Origin of the sequence: Achromobacter pulmonis (assembly GCF_021733725.1) — a bacterium.
Classification (GTDB): domain Bacteria; phylum Pseudomonadota; class Gammaproteobacteria; order Burkholderiales; family Burkholderiaceae_B; genus Achromobacter; species Achromobacter pulmonis.
Genome location: NZ_JAIFOT010000001.1, coordinates 5,645,768 through 5,667,035 on the forward strand (window position 1 = coordinate 5,645,768; position 21,268 = coordinate 5,667,035).

At 63.6% G+C, this 21,268-nt stretch carries 31 protein-coding genes and 1 tRNA gene; 10 read left to right on the plus strand and 22 right to left on the minus strand.

What is annotated here, in order from left to right; genetic code table 11:
* Positions 1–30: 30 nt before the first annotated feature.
* From K2W61_RS26015 to K2W61_RS26035, 5 genes are all read right to left on the minus strand, one after another.
* A complete protein-coding gene (locus K2W61_RS26015) occupies positions 31–246 on the minus strand; it encodes a hypothetical protein (RefSeq protein ID WP_175131684.1) in 216 nt (71 codons plus the stop codon).
* A 102-nt stretch (positions 247–348) separates the two neighbouring features.
* Complete coding sequence (locus tag K2W61_RS26020) at positions 349–1,455, minus strand: AGE family epimerase/isomerase (RefSeq protein WP_236756837.1); 1,107 nt, start codon at positions 1,453–1,455, stop codon at positions 349–351.
* A 149-nt stretch (positions 1,456–1,604) separates the two neighbouring features.
* Complete coding sequence (locus tag K2W61_RS26025) at positions 1,605–1,817, minus strand: hypothetical protein (RefSeq protein ID WP_008159938.1); 213 nt, start codon at positions 1,815–1,817, stop codon at positions 1,605–1,607.
* Between the two features lie 336 nt (positions 1,818–2,153).
* A complete protein-coding gene (locus K2W61_RS26030) occupies positions 2,154–2,378 on the minus strand; it encodes a hypothetical protein (protein WP_175131682.1) in 225 nt (74 codons plus the stop codon).
* Positions 2,379–2,431: 53 nt separating this feature from the next.
* The gene (locus K2W61_RS26035) at positions 2,432–3,343 is read right to left on the minus strand and encodes a DMT family transporter (protein WP_175131681.1); all 912 of its coding nucleotides are present in this window, start codon (positions 3,341–3,343) and stop codon (positions 2,432–2,434) included.
* Between the two features lie 160 nt (positions 3,344–3,503).
* On the opposite strand from K2W61_RS26035, the gene K2W61_RS26040 reads away from it, so the two are divergent.
* Complete coding sequence (locus K2W61_RS26040; protein WP_175131680.1) at positions 3,504–3,974, plus strand: Lrp/AsnC family transcriptional regulator; 471 nt, start codon at positions 3,504–3,506, stop codon at positions 3,972–3,974.
* Between the two features lie 111 nt (positions 3,975–4,085).
* On the plus strand, positions 4,086–4,319 hold the full coding sequence (locus tag K2W61_RS26045; RefSeq protein ID WP_175131679.1) for a hypothetical protein: 234 nt from the start codon (positions 4,086–4,088) through the stop codon (positions 4,317–4,319).
* 96 nt (positions 4,320–4,415) lie between these two features.
* Here the strand turns inward: K2W61_RS26045 and K2W61_RS26050 are convergent, their stop codons facing one another.
* From K2W61_RS26050 to K2W61_RS26060, 3 genes are all read right to left on the minus strand, one after another.
* On the minus strand, positions 4,416–5,009 hold the full coding sequence (locus K2W61_RS26050) for a BPSL1445 family SYLF domain-containing lipoprotein (protein WP_175131678.1): 594 nt from the start codon (positions 5,007–5,009) through the stop codon (positions 4,416–4,418).
* Between the two features lie 247 nt (positions 5,010–5,256).
* On the minus strand, positions 5,257–5,511 hold the full coding sequence (locus K2W61_RS26055) for a hypothetical protein (protein WP_175131677.1): 255 nt from the start codon (positions 5,509–5,511) through the stop codon (positions 5,257–5,259).
* A gap of 187 nt (positions 5,512–5,698) precedes the next feature.
* On the minus strand, positions 5,699–6,562 hold the full coding sequence (locus K2W61_RS26060) for a MurR/RpiR family transcriptional regulator (RefSeq protein ID WP_236756838.1): 864 nt from the start codon (positions 6,560–6,562) through the stop codon (positions 5,699–5,701).
* A 145-nt stretch (positions 6,563–6,707) separates the two neighbouring features.
* Between K2W61_RS26060 and K2W61_RS26065 the strand changes: the two genes are divergently transcribed.
* A complete protein-coding gene (locus K2W61_RS26065) occupies positions 6,708–7,706 on the plus strand; it encodes a Bug family tripartite tricarboxylate transporter substrate binding protein (protein ID WP_175131675.1) in 999 nt (332 codons plus the stop codon).
* A gap of 10 nt (positions 7,707–7,716) precedes the next feature.
* Positions 7,717–8,670: a M14 family metallopeptidase gene (locus tag K2W61_RS26070; protein WP_175131674.1), complete on the plus strand. Its 954-nt coding sequence runs from the start codon at positions 7,717–7,719 to the stop codon at positions 8,668–8,670.
* Positions 8,671–8,820: 150 nt separating this feature from the next.
* Here K2W61_RS26070 and K2W61_RS26075 read toward each other — a convergent pair whose 3' ends face one another.
* The 4 genes from K2W61_RS26075 to K2W61_RS26090 form a co-directional block, all read right to left on the minus strand.
* On the minus strand, positions 8,821–9,255 hold the full coding sequence (locus K2W61_RS26075) for a GNAT family acetyltransferase (protein ID WP_175131673.1): 435 nt from the start codon (positions 9,253–9,255) through the stop codon (positions 8,821–8,823).
* A gap of 289 nt (positions 9,256–9,544) precedes the next feature.
* A complete protein-coding gene (locus K2W61_RS26080; RefSeq protein WP_175131672.1) occupies positions 9,545–10,462 on the minus strand; it encodes a PhzF family phenazine biosynthesis protein in 918 nt (305 codons plus the stop codon).
* A gap of 163 nt (positions 10,463–10,625) precedes the next feature.
* A complete protein-coding gene (locus tag K2W61_RS26085; RefSeq protein ID WP_175131671.1) occupies positions 10,626–10,931 on the minus strand; it encodes an NIPSNAP family protein in 306 nt (101 codons plus the stop codon).
* A 175-nt stretch (positions 10,932–11,106) separates the two neighbouring features.
* Positions 11,107–11,754, minus strand: coding sequence for a DUF7424 family protein (locus tag K2W61_RS26090; RefSeq protein WP_236756839.1), 648 nt, complete (start codon positions 11,752–11,754; stop codon positions 11,107–11,109).
* 163 nt (positions 11,755–11,917) lie between these two features.
* Between K2W61_RS26090 and K2W61_RS26095 the strand changes: the two genes are divergently transcribed.
* Both K2W61_RS26095 and K2W61_RS26100 read left to right on the plus strand, forming a co-directional pair.
* Positions 11,918–12,145, plus strand: a complete 228-nt coding sequence (locus K2W61_RS26095; RefSeq protein ID WP_175141081.1) for a hypothetical protein — start codon at positions 11,918–11,920, stop codon at positions 12,143–12,145.
* Between the two features lie 214 nt (positions 12,146–12,359).
* Positions 12,360–12,464: a Tox-REase-5 domain-containing protein gene (locus tag K2W61_RS26100; RefSeq protein ID WP_276512722.1), complete on the plus strand. Its 105-nt coding sequence runs from the start codon at positions 12,360–12,362 to the stop codon at positions 12,462–12,464.
* On the opposite strand, the gene K2W61_RS26105 is transcribed toward K2W61_RS26100, so the two are convergent.
* Positions 12,453–13,196, minus strand: coding sequence for an IS3 family transposase (locus tag K2W61_RS26105; RefSeq protein ID WP_236756840.1), 744 nt, complete (start codon positions 13,194–13,196; stop codon positions 12,453–12,455). The two genes, K2W61_RS26100 and K2W61_RS26105, sit on opposite strands and share 12 nt — an antisense overlap.
* A gap of 88 nt (positions 13,197–13,284) precedes the next feature.
* On the minus strand, positions 13,285–13,599 hold the full coding sequence (locus tag K2W61_RS26110) for a DUF1153 domain-containing protein (RefSeq protein WP_033535077.1): 315 nt from the start codon (positions 13,597–13,599) through the stop codon (positions 13,285–13,287).
* A 261-nt stretch (positions 13,600–13,860) separates the two neighbouring features.
* On the opposite strand from K2W61_RS26110, the gene K2W61_RS26115 reads away from it, so the two are divergent.
* A complete protein-coding gene (locus K2W61_RS26115; RefSeq protein ID WP_236756841.1) occupies positions 13,861–14,571 on the plus strand; it encodes an immunity 52 family protein in 711 nt (236 codons plus the stop codon).
* Positions 14,572–14,649: 78 nt separating this feature from the next.
* On the opposite strand, the gene K2W61_RS27925 is transcribed toward K2W61_RS26115, so the two are convergent.
* Positions 14,650–14,892, minus strand: coding sequence for a lysis system i-spanin subunit Rz (locus K2W61_RS27925; protein ID WP_217483977.1), 243 nt, complete (start codon positions 14,890–14,892; stop codon positions 14,650–14,652).
* Here K2W61_RS27925 and K2W61_RS26120 point away from each other — a divergent pair.
* The gene (locus tag K2W61_RS26120) at positions 14,879–15,073 is read left to right on the plus strand and encodes a hypothetical protein (RefSeq protein WP_236756842.1); all 195 of its coding nucleotides are present in this window, start codon (positions 14,879–14,881) and stop codon (positions 15,071–15,073) included. The genes K2W61_RS27925 and K2W61_RS26120 overlap by 14 nt on opposite strands.
* Before the next feature lie 78 nt (positions 15,074–15,151).
* Positions 15,152–15,376, plus strand: a complete 225-nt coding sequence (locus tag K2W61_RS26125; RefSeq protein WP_236756843.1) for a hypothetical protein — start codon at positions 15,152–15,154, stop codon at positions 15,374–15,376.
* A gap of 26 nt (positions 15,377–15,402) precedes the next feature.
* Here K2W61_RS26125 and K2W61_RS26130 read toward each other — a convergent pair whose 3' ends face one another.
* Together K2W61_RS26130 and K2W61_RS26135 are read right to left on the minus strand one after the other, a co-directional pair.
* On the minus strand, positions 15,403–15,657 hold the full coding sequence (locus K2W61_RS26130) for a hypothetical protein (RefSeq protein ID WP_175131664.1): 255 nt from the start codon (positions 15,655–15,657) through the stop codon (positions 15,403–15,405).
* A gap of 93 nt (positions 15,658–15,750) precedes the next feature.
* Entirely contained in the window at positions 15,751–16,179 is a 429-nt protein-coding gene (locus K2W61_RS26135; RefSeq protein WP_217467945.1) for a bleomycin resistance protein, read from the minus strand.
* Positions 16,180–16,415: 236 nt separating this feature from the next.
* On the opposite strand from K2W61_RS26135, the gene K2W61_RS26140 reads away from it, so the two are divergent.
* A complete protein-coding gene (locus tag K2W61_RS26140) occupies positions 16,416–16,679 on the plus strand; it encodes a hypothetical protein (protein ID WP_236756844.1) in 264 nt (87 codons plus the stop codon).
* Between the two features lie 45 nt (positions 16,680–16,724).
* On the opposite strand, the gene K2W61_RS26145 is transcribed toward K2W61_RS26140, so the two are convergent.
* The 5 genes from K2W61_RS26145 to pheS all read right to left on the minus strand — a co-directional run bounded on the left by K2W61_RS26145 (position 16,725) and on the right by pheS (position 21,252).
* Positions 16,725–16,801 (minus strand) — tRNA-Pro (locus K2W61_RS26145).
* 165 nt (positions 16,802–16,966) lie between these two features.
* The gene (locus K2W61_RS26150) at positions 16,967–17,398 is read right to left on the minus strand and encodes a MerR family transcriptional regulator (RefSeq protein ID WP_175131663.1); all 432 of its coding nucleotides are present in this window, start codon (positions 17,396–17,398) and stop codon (positions 16,967–16,969) included.
* Positions 17,399–17,455: 57 nt separating this feature from the next.
* A complete protein-coding gene (locus tag K2W61_RS26155; RefSeq protein WP_175131662.1) occupies positions 17,456–17,794 on the minus strand; it encodes an integration host factor subunit alpha in 339 nt (112 codons plus the stop codon).
* A gap of 3 nt (positions 17,795–17,797) precedes the next feature.
* Positions 17,798–20,215, minus strand: a complete 2,418-nt coding sequence (pheT, locus tag K2W61_RS26160) for a phenylalanine--tRNA ligase subunit beta (protein WP_236756845.1) — start codon at positions 20,213–20,215, stop codon at positions 17,798–17,800.
* A 14-nt stretch (positions 20,216–20,229) separates the two neighbouring features.
* Positions 20,230–21,252, minus strand: coding sequence for a phenylalanine--tRNA ligase subunit alpha (gene pheS / locus K2W61_RS26165; RefSeq protein WP_175131660.1), 1,023 nt, complete (start codon positions 21,250–21,252; stop codon positions 20,230–20,232).
* Positions 21,253–21,268: the final 16 nt, after the last annotated feature.

Here is a 21,268-nt window from a genome sequence, read left to right on the forward strand (position 1 = left end):
GGCGGCCTCGCGGCCAGGCAGCACGGCGCCTCAGGGCGCCAGCTTGAACCCCAGATCCACGCCCCACTTATCGGTTTCGCGCAACCATTTGGCGCCGCAACTCAAGCAACGGAAGTGGTCTTCGCGGCTTTCCTCGCGGCCTTTCTGCGTCGGGTTGGTGAATCCCTGATGCCCCAGATGGGCATGCGGTGCCACGCCGGCAAGACCGGGGTGGATGCGTTGGCAAGCCAAGCACATAACGCTCATTGATGCTTCCCCACAAACATAGTTACTAAATTGTAAGGGATTTCACCAATGTTTTTCTATTAAAACCTATCGTCGATTAAACAAAAATTGTTAACGGAACAATTAAACAACGACTGGCAACGCCGCCAGGCAGGTCGCCAGATGGTAGGGCGAGGTCGACGGCATATCGGCGCGCGTCACCTCGCCGCCGCCGTCCAGGCATTCGTACCAGCCGCCGTCATGCAGGAAGCGGCCCCGGAAGACGGCCAGCGCCTCGGCCAGCGCCGGCCGATCGTCCAGCACCGCCAGGACCCGCAGGTATTCGGTCTGGGCCCAGATCCGGCGGGTATCGTCCAGCACCGTGCCCCGTTCATCCAGGGCCGCCAGCACTCCCCCCCCATCCACCCCATGGGCGCGGGCCCAATGGACGCCCCGCGGCAGCGACTCGACCAGGTCCAGCCCATCGAACACCTCGGCCGACTCGCGCACCAGCGACAGCCACTCGAACTGGTGGCCCGGCTCGATGCGATTGCCGGCCGTGCCTAGCGGCATTTCGGCAATGCACTGCGTCGGCGCGCTCACGAAGGATTGGGTCATGGCCTGCGCCAGGCCACGCAGGCGCGTGGCGAACAAGGCCGGCTCGGCCACCTGGGCCGCGGCCAGATAGGCCTCGGTCAGGTGCATCATGGGATTCTGCGCCGGTCCGCGCAGCGGCTGGCGCCCGTCCGGGCTCAGGGCGGCGAGGTACAGCCCGTCGCCACCGCGAAAGCGCGCCTCGATGTTCTCGGCCGTGGCCAACAACAATTTGCGCGCATCGGCGTTGCGCGAGCGCCGGAAATACGCGGCGCAGGCGAATACGATGAAAGCGTGGGTATAGAGATCCTGGCTCGCGTCGAGCGGCCGTCCTTGCGCGTCGACGCTGTAGTGCCAACCGCCATGCGTCTCGTCGCGGAACACGCGGCGCAACGACGCGAACAGCCGGTCGGCGTGCGCGCTGGCGGCGGCGCCCGGCGCGCCGGCATAGACATACAACTGGCGCGCGCACGCCATGGCGCGATAGCGCTCGACAGGCAGCGGCGTGCCGGTGGCAGCATCCAGGGATTCGAAGGGCAGACCCAACGCGTCATTGAAACCCCGCCCCATCCACATGGGCAGGATGACGGTGTCGAAATGCTCGCGGAAAGCGTTGATGTGCTCCGCCAGTGCGGAGTTGGTCTGTGCGGCAGTCATCTTGGAACGACGCAGGTCCGATAAGGACCGCTTGTTATGGAGCAGCGACGATAACCGAAATTTCCGCCGCCATCTCTGGAACGTCATCCTGATTGTCATGCGCCACACAGACCGGTACAGCCGTTCAACTTCCTTCGGCGCGGACGCGCCTAGCGGAAGATGTTTTCCTCGACCCAGTTCTGCGCGAAGACTTCCGCGCGATCACGTGCCTCATCCAGAGAGGCGCAGTTGCCCAAGTGGGAAAACGCGGCATCCACTTCGGTGCCGCCCTCAGCCGTTACCGTCAGCAATACGCCATATCCGCCGGTATCCATGGCCGCTGTGGAAACGTCGATCAGTACTTCCTGGTCACGATGCTGCATGTGCTACCTCCCAGTCGGCTACCTAAACGCGTGAACCACGCGTGACGAGGCGGGTGCAGAACTCCCGCGCAATGAATAGACCTGAATTCGTCACGCAAGTTCATCTTACCGGCGGCGCGCAGCGCGCGATACGTCCGGACGCTGCCAAATCGAACAAACCGTCTCAGGAAATTCCCGTAGGCCGCCCCGATAGGCGTCCATCTGACGACACATGGCGCGAACATTCGCAAGAAATGGACGAAATCCCGCCACACGGCGCTTCGTCACAAACGTGTCGTGGTTACGGGACCAAGGGGGCAAAGCGGACAGGGAAAGGCCCGCGGGCCGGCGCGCGTGCTAGCGCAAATGCATGGCGCCGGGTTCTTCCATGCGCAGCGCCAGCTTGCCTTTCTCGGTGATGCGCCAGGCGCCATCCGGGCCCGGGTCGATGCACCGCAAGGTCTGCAGCGCCTCGGCCACATGCGCGGGCACATCGGCCTGGACGGCGCCCGGATCCGAATTATCGGCAACGACGCGCAGCCAGTGACCCAGCTCACCCTTTTCGAAACGATGCAATGCCATGCGTGACTCTCAGTTGAATGCGCCAACGATAGCACGCCGCGCCGCGGCCCTCCCTATGACGGCCGCAGCGCCAGGGGACGCTTCAGGCGCGCCGCCAGCGCCGACGCCGCCACGCTCAGCGCGATCAGGCCCAGCCCCAGCCCCAGGTCCGGCGAAATGCGTTCCCGGAACACCACCGACGACACCAGCAGGCCGATGACCGGCACGCACAGCATGGCGATCGACGTCGCCACCGGCGGCAGCTTCTGCGTCATGCCAAGCACCACGATGAAAGTCAGCGCGGTCGCCAGCGGGCCGGTATACAGGATCACCGGCCAGGCGTCCGCTACGCCCAGGAAGGTCGGCGCGCCGTCGCGCAACCAGGCCAGCGCCGCCAGCGGGACACTGGCGATCGCGGTCTGCCAGGGAATCATGTCGGCGCCCAGCCGCACGTGGCGGCTGCCGCGCAGCTGGATGATGTTGCAGGCCCAGGCAAACGAGGCGCCCAGCAGCATCGCCAGGCCGATCACGGTATGCGCCTGCCACGGACTGAAGGCCGGCGCCACGATCACGCCAATGCCCGCGTAGCTGAGCCCGACGGCAAGCCACTGCGCCGCCGACAAGCGCTCCTTGAGCACCAGCCACGACAGCGGAATCACCCAGATCGAGGTCGCGTAGGCGATCACCGAGGCCCGCCCCGGCGCCACGTACTGCAGGGCCCACAGCGCCAGCGCGGTGAACGCGCCCATCTGCATCAACGCCACGCCCGCCACCAGCGGCCATTCCTGGCGCGTCGGCAATCGCAGCCGGCCCAGCAGCGCCAGCACCGCCACGCTGATCAGCGCGGCCGACCCGAAGCGGCTGGCCGCCAGCCAGAGCGGACTCATGTGCGCCAGCCCCAGCTTCATGACGGGCCAATTGCCGCCCCAGATCATCACCGCCCCCGCCAGGGGCAGGAATTTGCGAAAAGTGCCCTGCTGACTCATTGCTGCCACATCTACCGCTTGAATATTCCGTCTCTTGGCTTATTTGCCAAACAAAGGAATAGTCTATAGGGTAAACCCCAGCATATTTCACCTCAATTCAACCCAGGAACGGGCATACTCGGCACAAACGAACTGCCTATCCACGAACAACCTGCCTGTTATGCCGGAAATCAACCTGGATGCCACCGACATCCGCATCCTCAACGAGCTCCAGCGCGATGCGCGCCTGACCAACGTCGAGCTGGCCGCGCGCGTCAATCTGTCGGCCTCGCCCTGCCTGGCGCGGGTGCGCCGGCTGGAAACCGAAGGGCTGATCGACCGCCGCGTCACGCTGCTCAATGCGCGCAAGCTGGGCCTGAAGGTGAATGTGTTCATCCAGATCTCGCTGGACAAGCAACGCAAGACCGCGCTCGATGTGTTCGAGCGCGAGATCGCCGTGTTGCCCGAGATCATGGAGTGCTATTTGATGTCCGGCGATGCCGACTACCTGATCCGTGCGCTGGTGCCCGACGTCGATGCGCTCGAGCGCCTGATCGTCGAACACATCACCCGCATTCCCGGCGTGGCCAGCATCCGTTCCAGCTTCGCACTCAAGCAGGTGCTCTACACCACCGCGGTGCCGCTCGGCTAGCCTGCCGTCGCGTCCCGCCGCGCTTGCGGGAACACGCCGCCGGGCCGACAATGAAATGCGTCCGGCTTCAGGCAGAAGCCGCCCCCTTCATCGCTTGGCAAGGAGTCCAACATGCCAGAAACCGATTGGTTCCCCGGCAGCACGCTGCCCGATCGTCAGGGCTACTTCGAGGTGGCATTCGACACCGGAGAAACCGAGATCACGCGCTACGGCATGCTCGGCTGGGAACCCGCCGAGGAACGCGGCCGCATCCTGCGCTGGCGCGGCCTCGACCCGAAAATCGAAGCCGCCGAAATCGAACGCGAGAACGCCGTGCGCAGCCATGGCGACGACATCCTGCGCTGACACGCGCCCCCTCAATGCAAAACGCCGCGGCCTGAAGCCGCGGCGTTTTGCTTGGCGCCGCGACGGCCGCGCGGGCCGCCCCGGTTGCCATCGCCATCACATATCGATCTTCGCGATCTTGGTGCCTTCGAGCGACACGCCCGCCATCAGGCCGCCATTGTTGAGCACGAACCCCACCACCGGCTGTTGCGCCGTATTGGTGTCGATGCGGCCATTGGCGCCGATGTTGACCACCGCGACGGTGGCGTCCGCGCCCACCGTCCAGCCGTTGCTGTTGCGGAATTTGTTCAGGGCCTCGTCGGTCATGAACAACACGAACATCGCCTTGGACTGCGCGCCGGCCTGGAAGCCGATCGAACCCGCGGTCGTGCTGTAGTAGCCGGCATTGGCGCCGCCCACCCGCAGCACGCCCTTGCCGTGCTCGGCGCCGATGAAGAAGCTGCCGCTCAGCACATCCGGGAAGATCAGCACCCCTTTGGCGCGCGCCACCAGGTCCTTCGATTGCGGCGCGGCTTCATACAGCTTGCCCAAAGACGCGTTGGCCGCGCTGTTGATCGACTGGCGCTGCTCCGCCGCGGACGCGCTCGATTGCGGCGTGGTGGTGGTGCACCCGGCAAACAACAGGCCGGCCACGCCGATGGTCGCCGCGGCCAGACCGGCACGGCGCAGGACAGGAAAAGTGTCGAACATGGAACTCTCCTTTTTGTTGTCATCCGTTGTCCACTGTACCGGCCCCAGGCGCCGGCGCAAGGCACATGATGTGATAAACGAAACAAAACCTACCGCCACGCACGGGCACGGGAGGCCCGTTCGAGCCTGGATCGGCGGCGTGTGCCACCCGGCACGGGACTCGCGGGTGAGCAACATTTGGTATGCCAATCCTCGTCTCGATACCGCCTTGCAAGCGGATCGACACCCGGACGCCGCCCCACCGCATTCAAAGAATGCCGTAGCGCGGCTCACCGGTGGCCGGGTCCACCGACACAATGCCCGACAGCACCAATTCGGCATGCCGTCGCGCCACCGCCGGATCGGCGAAGGTCACGAAACGCGGCAGCGGCCAGCGCTGCGGCAAGGCTGCCACGCCGGCCCGCGCCACGCTGATCTCTATCGCCAGCACCCCGGCGTCCAGACTCACCACTTCGCACTGCACCTCGAAGCCGTCGATGTGACGCTGCGGCCACAAGTCCATATCCTGCGCTCCCGAAATCCGCTTGTTCCGGAGCGCAATATGCCAAGAAAAAACAGGCTTGAAAAGCAATGTTTTCAAGGGGTTATGACGTACTAGAAGCCGTGGTGCAAACGCATCTGGACAAACCATGAAAGGCCGCTTTTCCGCACCCTTCCGGCGCCGCTTTCGGCGGTCGTTTTTGGCCAGCTCAACGCGCCGGCGGATGGATCCATTGCGCGTCCCACAATGCCTCGCCGCGTTCCAGTGTCGCGGCCAGCGCCTGTTTGCGGCGCAGCGCCACCGCCGCCAGCAGAGCATTGCAGAGCGACAGCGCCGCCACATACGAATCGAACGGCGACGCGCTGGAGGTGCGCGCCAGCAGCACGTGGTGTGCCTGCGCCGCGGCCGGTGCCGCCGCCGTATCGGTCACCAGCACTACCTTGCCTCCACGCTCCCTGAACACCTTGATCGCCTTGGCGGCAGCCACCGAATAACGCCGGAACGTGAACGCCAGCAGCACATCCTGCTCGTCCAGCCACAGCAACTGGTCTTCCAGGAACAGCGGGCCCGCCCCGGTCAGGGCGCGCACGCCGGGCAGGCACAGGTTCAGGTAGAGCGCCATGTGACTGGCCAGCGGCGCCGCCTGGCGCAAGCCCAGCACATGCACGCGCGCGCGCCGCTGCGTCAACAGGCGCACCACGGCCTCGAACGCCGTCGCGTCGATCGCGGCATAGGTCGTTTCCAGGTTGTGCTGGTCATGCAGCAGGGCATTGCGCAGACAAGCCTGCGCCGACGGATTGTCCAGACCGACGGCGTCGGCCCGCTCCCCTGGCGAAGCCAGCCGCGCGGTGAGTTCGGCGCGCGCCTGCATCTGCGCCTGGGCATAGCTGTCGTAACCCAGCTTGGCCAACAGGCGCACCACGGTGGAAGCACTGGTACCGACATTGCGCGCCAGCGCCGTGGCGGATTCGAGCAGTCCCTGGGGATAGCGTGCCAGCATGTCCTCGACCAGGCGCCGTTCGGTCTTGGTCAGTTTCTTGTCGTAGGCGGCGATGCGCTGATGCAGATTCACGATGCGGACGACTCCCTGGAAACGAAGCGCGGACGGCGCCCTAGGTGATAACCCCAAACCAAACAATTTTCATTGCAGACTATATTTCATTCTGCAATGGATATTGCAGAATAGACCGAACCGATCGTCCCCACAAGAGAGCTTCATGAAGCACCCCTCCGAGGCCTTGTCGCCCGCCCGCCGCCAACTGCTGCTCGCGGGCATGGCCGCCGCCCTGCTGCCCCTGTCCGCACGCGCCGACACCTATCCGTCGCGCCCCATTACCCTGGTGGTGCCCTTCCCCGCCGGCGGCTCCGTCGACCTGGCCGGCCGGCTCTACGCCGACGTGCTGGGCAAGATCCTGGGCGTCACCATCGTGGTCGAGAACCGTGACGGCGCCGGCGGCGCAATCGGCAGCCAGCGCGTGGCGCGCGCCAAGCCCGATGGCTATACGCTGGTCGCCTCGTCGCAAAGCTCGCACTTGGCCAACCCCTTGATGCATCCCAACCTCGGCTACGACCCGATCAAGGACTTCGTTTCGATCTCGCAACTGGCACGCTCGCCCAACGTGCTGGTGACCAGCGCCGCCTTGCCCGTCAAGAATTTCGCCGAATTCATCGACTACCTGAAAGCGCGCCCCGATGAGGTCCACTTCGCCACCGCCGGCGTCGGCAGCATGGGCCAGCTCAACGCCGAACTGCTCAAGCACACGCTGCAGGTCGGCGCGGTGCACGTGCCCTATCGCGGCGGCGCGCCGCTGCTGAACGCGCTGCTGTCCAACGAGGCCCAGTTCGCGCTCGACAACCTGGCGCCGTTCCTGCCGCACATCCAGGTCGGCAAGATGCGCGCGCTGGCGGTGGCCGCGCCCAAGCGCTTGCCATCGCTGCCCGACGTGCCCACCTTTGCCGAACTGGGCTATCCCGTGCTCAACTCCATGTCGTGGATCGGATTGGCCGCACCGGCCGGCACGCCGCCCGCCATCCAGCAGAAACTGCTGGATGCGGTGCAAACCGCCGTGCGCCAGGACACCACGAGACAATCCCTGGAAAAAAGCGGCGCCCTGCCGCCCGAACTGCAAACTCCCCAACAATTCACCGATATGATGTCGCAGCGCCTGGCCTTGTACAAAGACCTGATCGACCGCGCCGGCATCCGCCCGGAATAGGTTCCCTGCCATGTCCAACCCCGCTTTCGCTCCCGACACCGCGCCGCTCGAAGTCCTGCCGCGCGACCTTTCCGCCTATCGCCAGGGCAACACCGGCATCGACTACGTGCATCGCTTCGAATCGGGCAAGCCCGGTCCGCACGTACTGATCAACGCCTTGACCCACGGCAACGAAATCTGCGGCATGGTGGCGGCCACGCATCTGCTCGATACGGCCGTGCGCCCGAAGATCGGCACGCTCACCGTCAGCTTCGCCAACATGGAGGCCTACGACGCGTTCGACATCGACAATCCCTACGAAAACCGCCAGTTGGTCCACAACCTGAACCGTATCTGGTCGCCCGAATGGCTCGACGGCAATGAACAAAGCCCGGAACTGCGGCGCGCGCGCGAACTGCGCCCGGTGCTGGACGCAGCCGACTACGTGCTCGACATCCACTCCACCCGCGCGCCGGTGCAGCCGTTCTGGGTCTATCCCGAGATGGACCGCAATGCCGCGCTGGCGGCCGCAGTCGGCGCGCCGGCGGTGCAACTGGTGATGCCGGCCGGCCGCTTTCCCGGCACCGGCGTGCTGAACTACGGCCGCCATGGCGATCCCGCTTCCAACAGCGGCGGCGCGCTGGTGGTCGAATGCGGCCAGCACTTCGCGCAATCGGCCGCCACGCTCGCCACCGATGTCACGTTGCGCTTCCTGTCGCACCTCGGCCTGATCGACGCGCCCGCCCGCCACGCGCCCGCGACGCCGGCACAACCGTTTCGCCTGCTGGAAGTGCATATGGTCAAGTCCGACGACTTCAGCTTCACGCGGCCGCTGCTCGGCTTCGAGGTGTTCGACAAAGGCGAACTCATCGGCATCAACGCCGGCGAAGAAATCCGCTCGCCTTGCGATAACTGCACCATCTTCATGCCAACCCGCATGCCCATCGTCGGCCGCGAAGCGGTGTATCTGACCGAACCCATGTAGGGGAAAGCGGGCGGTCCCTGAAGCACACCGCCGCCGGCGTTCAGCGGCGGCAGGATTGCCAGGCCAGGGCGATCCGCCAGCGGCCGGCGGCGCAGCGCCTTGAACGCCGCGCCGGCCACATGGCGAGCACGCTGCCGGCCAGGCGCTGACTCACAGGTCGGGAATCAAGCGCTTGCCCAGGCTGATCACCTCGTCCTGCTGGAATCCCAGGCTGGCGTAGAAGTCCTTCACCGCCATGTTGCCCGCGCGGATCAGCAGGTTGACCTTGGGGCACCCCATCTCCAGGAACTTGCGCTCCAGCGCCCGCATCAGCGCCGACGCATAGCCGCGGCGCTGATGCGCCGGCGACACCGCCAGATAGTTGACCCAGCCGCGGTGGCCGTCATATCCGCCCATCAGGGTGCCGACAAGGGCGCCGTCCGCCTCGCCGACCAGGAACAGGTCGGGCTGCACAGTCAACTTGCGCGCCACGTCCTTGCGCGGATCATTCCAGGGCCGCGTCAGCCCGCAATCGATCCACAGTTGGATGACGGCGGCTTCATCCGCCGGACGGAAAGACCGGATGGCCAGTTCAGGATGCTTCATGCTTCGTTCCTCTCCAAGGGAAAAACGAAGGCCGGGCGCTACGCCCTCGATGGCTGCAAAGCAAGGCGCGCATGCCGCGCCAACAGAAAGGCCACGAGGGGTATCGTGGCCTTCTGGTGGGAACACCGGGGATCCGGCGTTCGAACACGGCTTGCCACTCAACGCAGGCGTCGAGTGACTCGTCGGTTGTCGGCCCGGGCCGGCATGGCCGGCGGGGCAAATTGGATGCGGTTCATGGCAGCCAGCATACACGGCACGGACATGCCGCGACAAGATCGCGCAACGCGGCTCAGGCTGCAGCGGGCGGCGGCAGCGTGCCCTCCATCACCACCACCGCCTGACCCGCCACGCCGGCCCATACGCCATCCGGGCGCACCTCGGCATGCGCCAGCAACAGGCTGGCGCGCCCCATGTCCACCCCTTGGCCCACCCGCAGGCGCAGCGCGCCTGCGCCGCGCAGGGCTGCCCGCAATGCCGTCATGGCTCCGGTCGCGCTACCGGTGGCCGGGTCCTCGGTCATACGGCCGGTGAACATGCGCGCCTGGATATCCGTGGGCCCCAGCGCCGCATCGTCGCGGCAGTCGGTGGTATAGGCATAGATGGAACGCGCGCCGTCCAACGGCAGCAACGCCGCATAGCCCGCCGGGTCCGGCGTCGCGCGGCGCAGCGCAGCACGACTGGCCAGTTGCGCCACCAGGAAGATCAATCCCACCGACACCACCTGCGGCGCGTGCTCGGACAACTGGATATCTTCCGGCGCCAGGCTCAACGCGCGCGCCACGGCCTCGGCCGTCACCTGGCTGGCGCGCGTCAGCGGTTGCGGCGCGGCCAACTCGGCGCCGCGCAAACCGCCATCCTCGCCATAGCGCAAATCGATGCGCACCAGACCCGCCGCTTCCTCGAACACAAACCGTGCCGGCGCCGGCTGGCCCGCCGCGATCATCTCGCGCGCCAGCACCACGGCCGTTCCCACATTGGGATGCCCGGCGAACGGCACCTCGCGGTCGGGCGTGAAAATACGCACCCAGGCGGTGTGCTCCGCATCACGCGGCGGCAACACGAAACTGGTCTCCGAATAATTGAATTCGCGCGCGATGCGCTGCATCTGCCCGGTATCGAGCCCCTCCGCCTGCAGCACCACCGCCAAGGGATTGCCTTGGTAAGCATGTTCGGTGAAGACATCGGCGGTGACGTAGCGGTAGCGCATGCGGGCTCCTGGAATCGGCTGGCGGATGCGCAAAATTATGCGTGCCGTCTTCGCTCCACGACAGGCACAGAGCCACTCAAATCAAGGCATAACAGGCAGCGCCAGACGGCGCGCCCGCCGGCTGCGGCAGCGAACCAGCGGGACCGCCTCGCCGCGCCCGCGCTCAATCGAACACGGGGCGAAAGAAACTGCGCTCGTAGCTGAGAATGCAGCGCGTGTCCTCGGCGTACTGGAATGCGGCCTGGCATTGCGGATCCGCCATCGACTGCTGGCGATAGCGCTCGTACTCGGCCAGGCTGGGAAACGTGAACAACGCCAGCGCGATATTGTTGGCCCCTTCGGACGGCAGGAAATAACCATGGTGCGTGCCGCCGAACTTCTCGACCAGCACAATCCACATCTTGCCGTAGGCTTCGAATTCCTTGAGACGGCTGGGGTCGATGACGTAGCGCAGATAGCAGGTGACCATGAAGACTCCATAGCGGATGGATGAGGCGCGAACGCGCCGCGGCATCCTAGCGCGCGGGATAAAATCTGGTCAATCGCCCCACCGCGGTGGCTGCAAGTCTAGTATCCGCATACGATGCGCCGAGACCACCTGACACGCCCATGTCCGCGGATACCCCCGCCAAATGCAAAGACAGCTAGTTCGACGGCAGCAGCAAGACCAGGGCTTCACCTTTATCCAGCGCCGACCGGGCGGAAACGTCAGACAGCGTGATAACGAATTCGCCGCCGCGCTTTACCGTCAGGCTATTGAAGACGTGCGGCGTCCGGTCGATGTACGCCGCCAAGGCCGTGAATGCGAAATCCTTGCCCGTATCGTTCTTGACCCGAATCACGAACTTCAGATCCAACCCGCCCACGGGCGATCGCTTTTGCGCATTGATGATGCGGGCCTTCACCTGGTCCGGAACGCTGACTCGCAGCAAGGCCTTCTCGTTCGATATCAGATTGATATGGGAAGGCGATGCCGGCTTGCCATCCAGGTCCTTGTCGAGAAATATCGGTACAGAGAACCGCACATAGGAATCAAATCCCTTGCGGAAGCATTCTTGATATTTGGCGTCGGAGAAAATACCCGGCATCGCCTTTTGGACGTCCTGCACCGAGGTCGACGGCAGGCGCGAATCCTCATGGCTTTGGCAGCTCGGCACCTCCACATACAAATTGCCCGGTAGTTGCTTGCTGGGCGCGGTCAGTAAATCAGAAAGGCTGACCGCCGTCTCGACCGTGGTCTTGCATCCGGAAATCAAGGCGGCAACGCATGCCAGCACGGCAATTCTCTTCATCCTCGACATTTTTTCTCCATGCGGCCTGCAACGAATGGCGCTACCCGTGGCCTGATTAATAAAAAGCAGAGCGCCTGGATTCTAACCATCAATAACAAATTACGTCCAATCGACTAATCGCCCGATAAATGTGGCAGATCGAGGCGGCGCCTTGAAGGCACCGATGCCATTGAAGAAAATGGCGGGATTTACCGCAACATATCTCCAAATAGCGGTGACCGTACCCACGGCCTCAACGAAGGATTCCCATGGGCGGATCCTGCTCACCGTACTCAACGAGAACCCCGATTCCAGCGTAAAACGCCTGGCGGAGTCGTACAAAATCTGGGGGCAGGTCAAGGTCATCCCCTTACCGCATGCCCTTCCGCATCGCATGACTGGCATGCCGTGAAGGTGCATTTGGTCTGAGAGAGGGCGTGGCTGGCAGCCAACAACGAGCAGAGGTGTAGCCTCCCGCGCCAACAACGGGCTTACGAATCAACGCCACGCCCTTCGGTAGCCGACCACGGCGGGTCGAGTCATTTTAGGAGGCTAGCCGCCACACCTGCCAAGAATGCTAAATTGGGGGCAGACAGTAATGGAGGCTTCTAGGCATTCCCTTTGATATCGACTTTGACGGATTCATCTCTGCCGAGTGCCTGCTGCAGGAGGCCAAAGGTGACTACGATCATGTAATGACCCAGCAGAACCTGCTCAGGTTAAGCGGCTAATGCAAATGCCTCAGCCGGGGTCTTCATGCCGAGCGCCTGGTGTGGGCGCCGGTGGTTATAAAAGCGTATCCAGTCCCCTACAACGCGGCAGGCGTGCTGGATGGTCTCGAAGCGATGCCGATGCGCGCATTGCTCTTTCAACGTGCGGATCACGCGTTCGACCATCCCGTTCTGTTGCGGGCAGTGCGGCGTGATGAACTCTTGGCGCAGCCCGTAGCCTCGCACCAACGCTGTATAGCTACGAGAGGTGAAGACCAACCCGTTGTCGGATCGCAGCAGGAACGGCACAGGCACGCGGCCCAGCGTTCCGAAGCGGGCGATCAGGGCATGTTCCAGTGCGCTTCCTGCGGTGCAGGCCTTGCCGCTGCGCGACAGATGCCAGCCCAGCAACTCCCGGGTATGGCAGTCAATCACCAGCGCCAGCGTCGCCCAGCCATCCCGACCCGCCCAGACGCGGCACAGATCCGTCGACCAGCGCTCGTTAGGCCTCGTGGCCACCGACGGCAATGCCTGGATCCGGGGCCTGAAGCCGATGGGCCGCTTACGGACCTGCCAGCCCATCAACTGGAACACGCGCTGCACGGTGTTCTTGTTGAACCCCAACAGATGCGCCACCGTTCGATAGCCAAACGACGGCGATTCTTCGATCAGCGCCTTGATGGGCGCGACAAACTGCGGATCGAGCTTTGGCGATGCCTTCACCGCCTTGTAGTAGACGGTGCGGCGAGGCACGTTGAACCAGCGGCACAGCTTGGCGATCGAGACGGTGATGCCGTCGGCTTGCAGTCCCTGGTGGATCGTCGGGGACGCCGAGTCTCGATCACTTCTCGTCCTCGCCCAGCAGGGACTGCAATTTTTTTCTCGCGCGAAGCTCCAGCATCGCCTCGCCGTAGGCCTCTTGAAGGTCCTTGAGCTGGCGCTCGTACTGCTCGCGCACGTCCTGTGGATTGGCCCGCAAGGCATTCTCCATGCCCCGCTTGCCATCGTCGACCCACTGTTCGACCTCTGAGGGCGACAGGTCGTATTGGCGGCTGGCTTCTGCGACGGTGGTCTTGCCTTGAATGATGTCCAGCACTAGCGCGCTCTTGCGCTTGGCCGTCCAGCGTTTGATGTCGTCTTCCATCTTCATGCTCATCGTCAATTCCCTCGATTATGACGTGAGCAGGTTTTCACTGGGTCATTACAATCAGTTCATCGGAGATGATGGCAAATCCGAACCCTGGTTCGGCGGCTTTAAAAAATGTCTGAGATCATCGAACGACAGGCTTCTGCGGTTCACTCCAATCCACCGACAAAGCTCCGTTGGTATTTCCAAACACCAAAAACCAGAGAACGGATGCTGCCCATATTGCAGCGATATCGCGTGAATTCTATTTACTATCCGTGAGCGCAACCCATGCTTATTACTGCTCAATTCCGAGCCCCCTCACTACGTTCGGACGATTTCTCCTCGCAGATAGAAAAGCTGTTTCCCATAACAGCAGCAATAGACAAACAGACGAAGAACCCTAGCACGTGGTATGCGCAGGGAGATAGCCTCGAGGAGGCGTTACTCTATCCCGTCTTTGATGGTCACGCGCCATCGGCTGCGATCCTTGCTGTACTGAGGCATCGATATGGAAAAGATTCCACAGTCACGCACGTCGCAATATGGAACGGGGCGCAAGATCGCAACGACGGAATTTCCGTATCGATCCAAGTTGGCAGCGGATTCTTTCCCAGTTCGTTGGATGTTGAGTCAATAGACGACTCAATCTTCGAAACTGTCGAAAAAATGGCCTCTATCACCCAAGTAATTGTTGACGTTCTACAGCCGCAATATGTCTCCGTCGAACCACAGGCTTATGCCGCCAAGAAGGTCTTTGAGGACAAGCCTGGCGTGGGCTGGATGCTGTATCTGCCTCAAGTAATCACTGCTCAGCAAGTTCCGGAAGCCCAGGCGCTGATTCCCGTACCCGCTGCAGGAAAGACGCAGACTGGCACTATCATCGTCAGTGTCGCGAACGAGGTATTTTCGGTCGACAACCCCGGGCATATCGAATTGGCGAATCATATCGAGATGCGCTTGGTAGACCAGGATTTGTTGCCGCGCTACGCCGACCTATAGTTGCGCCTCCGGGGTCGAAGCAGGAGCCTCTTCAGTCAACGCTATGTCATAGCCTGCGGCGTGGCGCGTGACACACGCTCAGCGTAGCCACGCTTGGCAGGCTTGCAGTTGCGCCGTCAGTTGCTGGATCCCGGCCCGGAGGGCGAAATAATCCGATCGAGCAGAGGGATCAAGTTCGGCGCCGGCTCCATGATCCACGCGGGCGGCGGCGCTGGCGTCGGACATTCCACGGCCGGCGCCGCGGCAGGCGGCACGGACGTGCAGCCGTTGGCGCCCAGCATCAACATCAAGCCCGCTGGCCATCGTCTTGAATCTGCGCATTGCGCATCCCTCCAAACGCGAGAACGCTCTGGACGCGATCGTCAGCGAGAACGAAGCCCTCACGGCCGATACACCGCTGGGGCGCGCCGAGAAGATGCGCCAACACCTTGCCCTGGGCAAAGATGAAGACCAGATTGCGGTCATCTACAACTGCACGGTCGCCACGGTCCGCGACACCTGAGCCCTGCTGGATAGCCCAAAGGTCGTCCAGAACGCCATCGAGACGGTTCAGATCACCCTCACCCATGTCGGGGCATTGGTGAAGCTCAAACCCCATGAGCAACGTGCCAAGGTGGCCGAATTGGTCGCGGCCGGGAAGAACGCCACGCCCCACCAGCGAAACCGAAAGCAGGCCGCAGTCTTGGGCGAGCGGCCCCGCGTGAAATCCCGCAAGCAGATTCAAGCCGCGCTAGCCAAAGCCACGGGCGAGTATGCCGCCGCCCTGCATTGGGTACTGGGCGAGGAGCAAGGAGCCACTGAATGAACGCCAAATGCAAACGCGTAACCAAGCTACCCCGCAAACAGCGCAGCGAGCTTTCGATTCTCTTCAGCCCGCTCGTCTGGATCGGTCCAGCATTTTCCGCAGGCGCCGAGATAGCTGGTCACCCCAAAAGCATCCAGCGCTTCACGGCTGCTGAACCTCCTCCAGTTCTCAGGCTTCCGTTCATGCGTTCCACAGCGGCCGACTTCATGCGCGGTGTAGCTGCCCTTCGGGTCACCTTTGTCAGTCCGCCGAACGTTGATGCGATAGCTTTCTTTTTTCATTGCAAAACTCCGCACGCGGAAAAATGGTATTGGGGAATCGCATCCCAACGAGGTATCGAGATGACCAGCCAGCACGCCGGCCCGGCCGGCAAGCTACCCAGAGAACGGCCGCTCGCCAAGACTCGATTGGAAGCGAAGCAAATACCCGTCTGGATCTTGAACCAAGAACTGGTGAACCCCAACCTCAACAGCATCCCGGCGATACCACTTTTCTTCAGGTTGCATGAAGAGCGGCCATCCGACTTGCGCCAGATTATCAAGAAGCGGGCCCAATTCAGGCACCTCAATCTCGAAATTCACCCCTCTGCCCAAGGGCGCCTCGAGCGGCGCGGTGATCCACTTCCTGCCATCACCGAGCTCTTCAAGCATGACCTGGGAGCCATTGAGGTCCAAATATACAAAGCCCTCTTCATCTCGACTATAGGCAATGGAAAAGCCGCAGAGATCTACCCAAAACCTTTTACTCGCCGCCATGTTGCTGATGATCAATTCCGGCACAAGCTTCGCACGACGAAATTCCAAGTTCAGCCCCTTCGAAAGCAGTTGAGAGATCTGCTCGCATCATACCCGCGCGATCGACAGGGCGATGAAATGACCGGCTCGAACACGAGAGTCCAGGCAGAACAACGGCGCCGGCGCCTCAGATGCTATCCCTGGTGGTGGGTAATGGAATTTAGGAGCATCCGATAAATGCCGGACGCTCAACCGCGATTCATACGACTGGGAAACCCTACCCCTTGTCGTGGGAGGAGCAGGCCATGCTTTTTAAAGAGCTACCCGACCACCTTCAGGCCATGGCCTTATACAAGGTGAATGCGGCTGACGTGCCGGAGGAGGATCGCAAGGCACTACTGGGCCACACCGATGGAAGTATCACGTCGCACTACTCTGCGGCCGAGCTGACCAAGCTGATCGAGTATGCAAATCGCATCGCAGCAACCGACACGCGCAGTCCGGCGTTGACGGTGCTCAAGCGAGGGGCGGCTTTAACGGGGAAGTCCCCGCAAAAGTCCCCACAATGAGAAAGGGGGCTAGTGATTACTATCACTAACCCCCTAGGGTATTGCTGGTCGGGACGGCGGGATTCGAACTCGCGACCCCTTGCACCCCATGCAAGTGCGCTACCAGGCTGCGCTACGCCCCGAAAGAAAAAGAGTATAGCAGACCTAAAAAATGTTTGCACGCATTGGTGCAAAAAAAGTGCCGAATACTCGAAAAATCTGCGTGCCCCGCGCGATGCCTGCATCTCTCTCATGCAAGGCGCGCGCATGGCTCGCAAGGTACTGAACGTTGAACGTCGGGACGCCGCTCAGGCCGTGGCGCTGGCGCTCACCGCGTTGCCGGCCGAAGCCGGCGCGGCCGTGCCGAGCGCCTCGCCCAGCATCGCCGACACATTGCCCAGTTCGGCGCGCAGCGCCTGCATCTCGGCACCGCTCAGACGCACCGCCGCGTCCTGGTCGTGCGGCGTGTCGCGCGCATCGCCCAGGCGGTTGCGCGCGCCGCTGATGGTGAAGCCCTGCTCGTACAGCAAGGAACGGATACGGCGAATCAGCAGCACTTCGTGATGCTGGTAATAGCGGCGGTTGCCGCGCCGCTTCACCGGCTTGAGCTGCGTGAATTCCTGTTCCCAGTACCGCAGGACGTGCGGCTTGACTCCGCACAACTCGCTGACCTCACCGATGGTGAAGTAACGCTTGGCGGGAATGGGCGGTAAGGTAACGGTGGATTCGGTACGTGTCATAAGAGAATTCTATGCCGCGATGCGTCGAGAGCCGATAACAATTACCGACAAAGCGTATCACTCCTCGGCGTCGGGCGCTGCGGGAGCGGCCTGCTCCACCACGCTCTTGAGTTTCTGACTCGCGTGGAACGTGACCACGCGGCGTGCGGCGATGGGGATGGTCTCGCCGGTCTTGGGGTTGCGCCCCGGACGCGGCGGCTTGTCGCGCACCTGGAAATTTCCGAAGCCCGAGAGCTTGACGGAATCGCCACGCGCCAAGGCGTCGCGGATTTCCTCGAAGAACGTGTCGACGATGTCCTTGGCTTCGCGTTTGTTCAGGCCGACCCGCTCAAAGAGCAGTTCGGCCAGCTCGGCCTTGGTCAGGGTGCGCGGCTCGGCAAGCATACGGTTCCCCATGGTTCAAGCGCGCTGGCGCGCGCCGTGGGCACTGACCAAAGCGTCTTTGATGCGCGCCAGGCAGTCGGCCACCCGGGCTTCGTCCAGTGTGACCTCAGTGTCCTGTAGCCAGAAACGGAACGCAAGGCTTTTCTCGGCCACGGGCTGGTCGCCCTGGGCCTTTTCGCGCCACACGTCGAACAGGCGCACGTCCCGCACCACGGCCAGCTGCGGATCGGCCTTGACCGTTGCGGCCACCGTGTCCAGCATGGACTGAACCGTCACCGGCGCGTCGACCCACAGGGCCAGGTCGCGCACCACCACGGGCTGGCGCGACAGTTCGCGCACCTGCGGCAGCTCGCCTGCGGACAGGGCCTGCACGTCCAGTTCGAACACCACCGGCGCGTTCGCCAGATCGGCTTGCTGCGCCCAGCGCGGGTGCAGTTCACCGATAAAGCCGACCGCCGCGCCATCCAGCGTGATGCGGGCGCTGCGGCCCGGATGCAGCGCCGGATGGACCATGGCCTCGAAGCGCAGGCGGGCGCCACGCGCGCCGAAAAGCGCCTGTACGTCCATCTTGACGTCGAAGAAATCGACCTGGCGCGCGGGCACGCCCCACTGCTCTTCCACCGCCGGGCCCCAGGCGGCGCCCGCCAGCTTGAGCGGCTGGCGCACGCCGGCCACTTCCAGCGGGCCGTCCAGGGCCGAGGCATCGCGCATGAACACGCGGCCCAGCTCGAACAGGCGCACGCGCGTCTGCTTGCGATTGGCGTTGTGGCGGATGTTGGCCACCAGGCCAGCGATCAGGCTCGAACGCATCACCGACAGGTGGCTGGCAATCGGGTTGACCAGCTTGACCGGCGTATCGTTGCCGGCGTAGTCGCGCTCCCACTCGGCTTCGACGAAGCTGTAGTTGACGACTTCCTGGTAGTCCTGCGCGGCAGCCAGGCGGCGCAGCGCATGCGGGCCGCGGCGCACTTCCGGCTGCGAGAACATCTTGGCGCGCGCCATCGGCGGCACCGTGGGGATGTTCTCGAAGCCATGGATGCGGGCCACTTCCTCGATCAGATCTTCCTCGATTTCGAGGTCGAAGCGGTACGACGGCGGGGTGACGATGAAATCATCGCCGTCAAGCGTGAATTCCAGACCCAGACTGCCGAAGATCCTGGCGACTTCGGCCTGCGCGACGGGTACGCCCAGCACGCGATGGCAACGCGCCAGGCGCATGCGCACCGGCTCGCGCGTGGGCAGGTTGACGATCTGGTCATCCAGCGGACCGGCCTGGCCGCCGCAGATATCGACGATCAGGCGCGTGATGAATTCGATGTGCTGCGGGATCGTGGCGAAGTCCACGCCGCGCTCGCCGCGGTGGCTGGCCTCGGAGCTGAACTTGTAGCGGCGCGCGCGGCCGGCCAGCGATTGCGGCCACCAGAATGCGGCTTCCAGGTAGATGTTCTGCGTGTCGAGCGTGACCGAGGTGGCCTCGCCGCCCATGATGCCGGCCAGGCTTTCGACCTGGTCGCCGGCCACCACCACGCCGACCTTCGAATCCAGCGTGACCGTCTGGCCGTTCAGCAGTTCCAGCGTTTCGCCTTCGCGCGCCCAGCGCACCGACAGGTCGCCACGAATCTTGTCCAGGTCGAACACGTGCGACGGACGGCCCAGTTCCAGCATGACGTAGTTGGAGATGTCCACCAGCGCCGACACCGAACGTTGGCCGGCGCGCTCCAGACGCGTCTTCATCCAGTCGGGGGTCTGCGCGCGGGCATTGACGCCACGGATCACGCGGCCGCCGAAGCGGCCGCACAGGTCGGGCGCCTCGACCTTCACGGGCAGGCGTTCATCCAGCGTCACCGGCACGGCCTTGGCGGTGGGCACCGACAGCGGCGCGCCGGTCAGCGCGGCGACTTCGCGCGCCACACCCAGGATCGACAGGCAGTCGGCGCGGTTGGGCGTCATCTTCAAGGTGAAGATGGTGTCATCCAGGTCGAGCGCTTCGCGGATCGACTGGCCCGGCACCAGGTCGGCCGGCAGTTCCAGCAACCCGGCATGATCCTGCGACAGGCCCAGCTCTCGCGCCGAGCACAACATGCCCGACGATTGCACGCCGCGCATTTTGGCCACGCCGATCTTCATGCCGCCAGGCAGTTCGGCGCCGACGCGGGCCAGCGGCACCTTCAGGCCGGCGGCCGCATTAGGCGCGCCGCAGACGATCTGCAACAGCGAGCCGGAGCCGTCATCGACCTGGCAGACGCGCAGCTTGTCGGCATCGGGATGCGGAGCGATCTCGACGATGTGCGCGACCACCACGCCCGTGAACGCGGGCGCGGCCGGCACGGCGTCTTCGACTTCCAGGCCGGCCATGGTGAGCCGGTGCGCGAGTTCATCGGTTGCGATCGGAGGATTGACCAGCGTACGCAGCCAGGATTCAGGAAATTGCATGATCTAGCCGTCTGTTATTCGTTGAACTGGCGCAGGAAGCGCAAATCGCCTTCGTAGAACTGGCGCAGGTCGTTGACGCCGTAGCGCAGCATCGTCAGGCGCTCGAGTCCGGAGCCGAAGGCAAAGCCGATGTAGCGTTCCGGGTCCAGGCCGAAGTTGCGCACCACCTGCGGGTGCACCTGGCCCGAGCCGGAGATCTCCAGCCAGCGGCCGCGGTTCGGGCCCGACGTGAACATCATGTCGATTTCGGCCGACGGTTCGGTGAACGGGAAGAACGACGGGCGGAAACGCACGACGAGATCGTCGCTTTCGAAGAAGCAACGCAGGAAATCGGTATACACGCCCTTCAGGTCGGCGAACGAGATGTCCTCGGCGATCCAGAGCCCTTCCACTTGGTGGAACATGGGCGAGTGCGTGGCGTCGCTGTCGACGCGGTAGGTGCGCCCCGGCGCAATGACCTTGATGGGCGGCTTGTGCATGCGGGCGTAACGCACCTGCATGGGGCTGGTGTGCGTGCGCAGCAGCAGCGGCAGGCCGTCGGCGTCTTTCATGTCGACGTAGAACGTGTCCTGCATGGAACGCGCCGGATGGTCCAGCGGGTTGTTGAGCGCGGTGAAATTGGTCCAGTCGTTCTCGACTTCGGGGCCGTCGGCCACGTCAAAGCCGATGGAGCGGAAGATCTCTTCGACACGCTCCCAGGTCCGGATGACCGGATGGATGCCGCCCGGCACACGGCCGCGGCCCGGCAGCGATACATCAATGGTTTCGGAGGCCAGGCGGGCATCGAGCTCCGCTTGCGCCAATGCGGCGCGGCGCAGCGTCAGAAGCTCCTCGACCTTCTGCTTGGCCTGATTGATCCGGGCGCCCATGTCACGCTTCTGTTCGGGATCGAGCTTGCCCAGGCCTTTGAGCAGGACCGTCAGCGCGCCATCCTTGCCCAGGAAGCGGGCCTTTGCATTTTCGAGCGCGGCGGCGTCGGTAGCCGCGGCGAACCGTTCTTGCGCCTGGGAAACCAGGTCATCAACCGATTGAGTCATGAAATCCAGCCTTCAA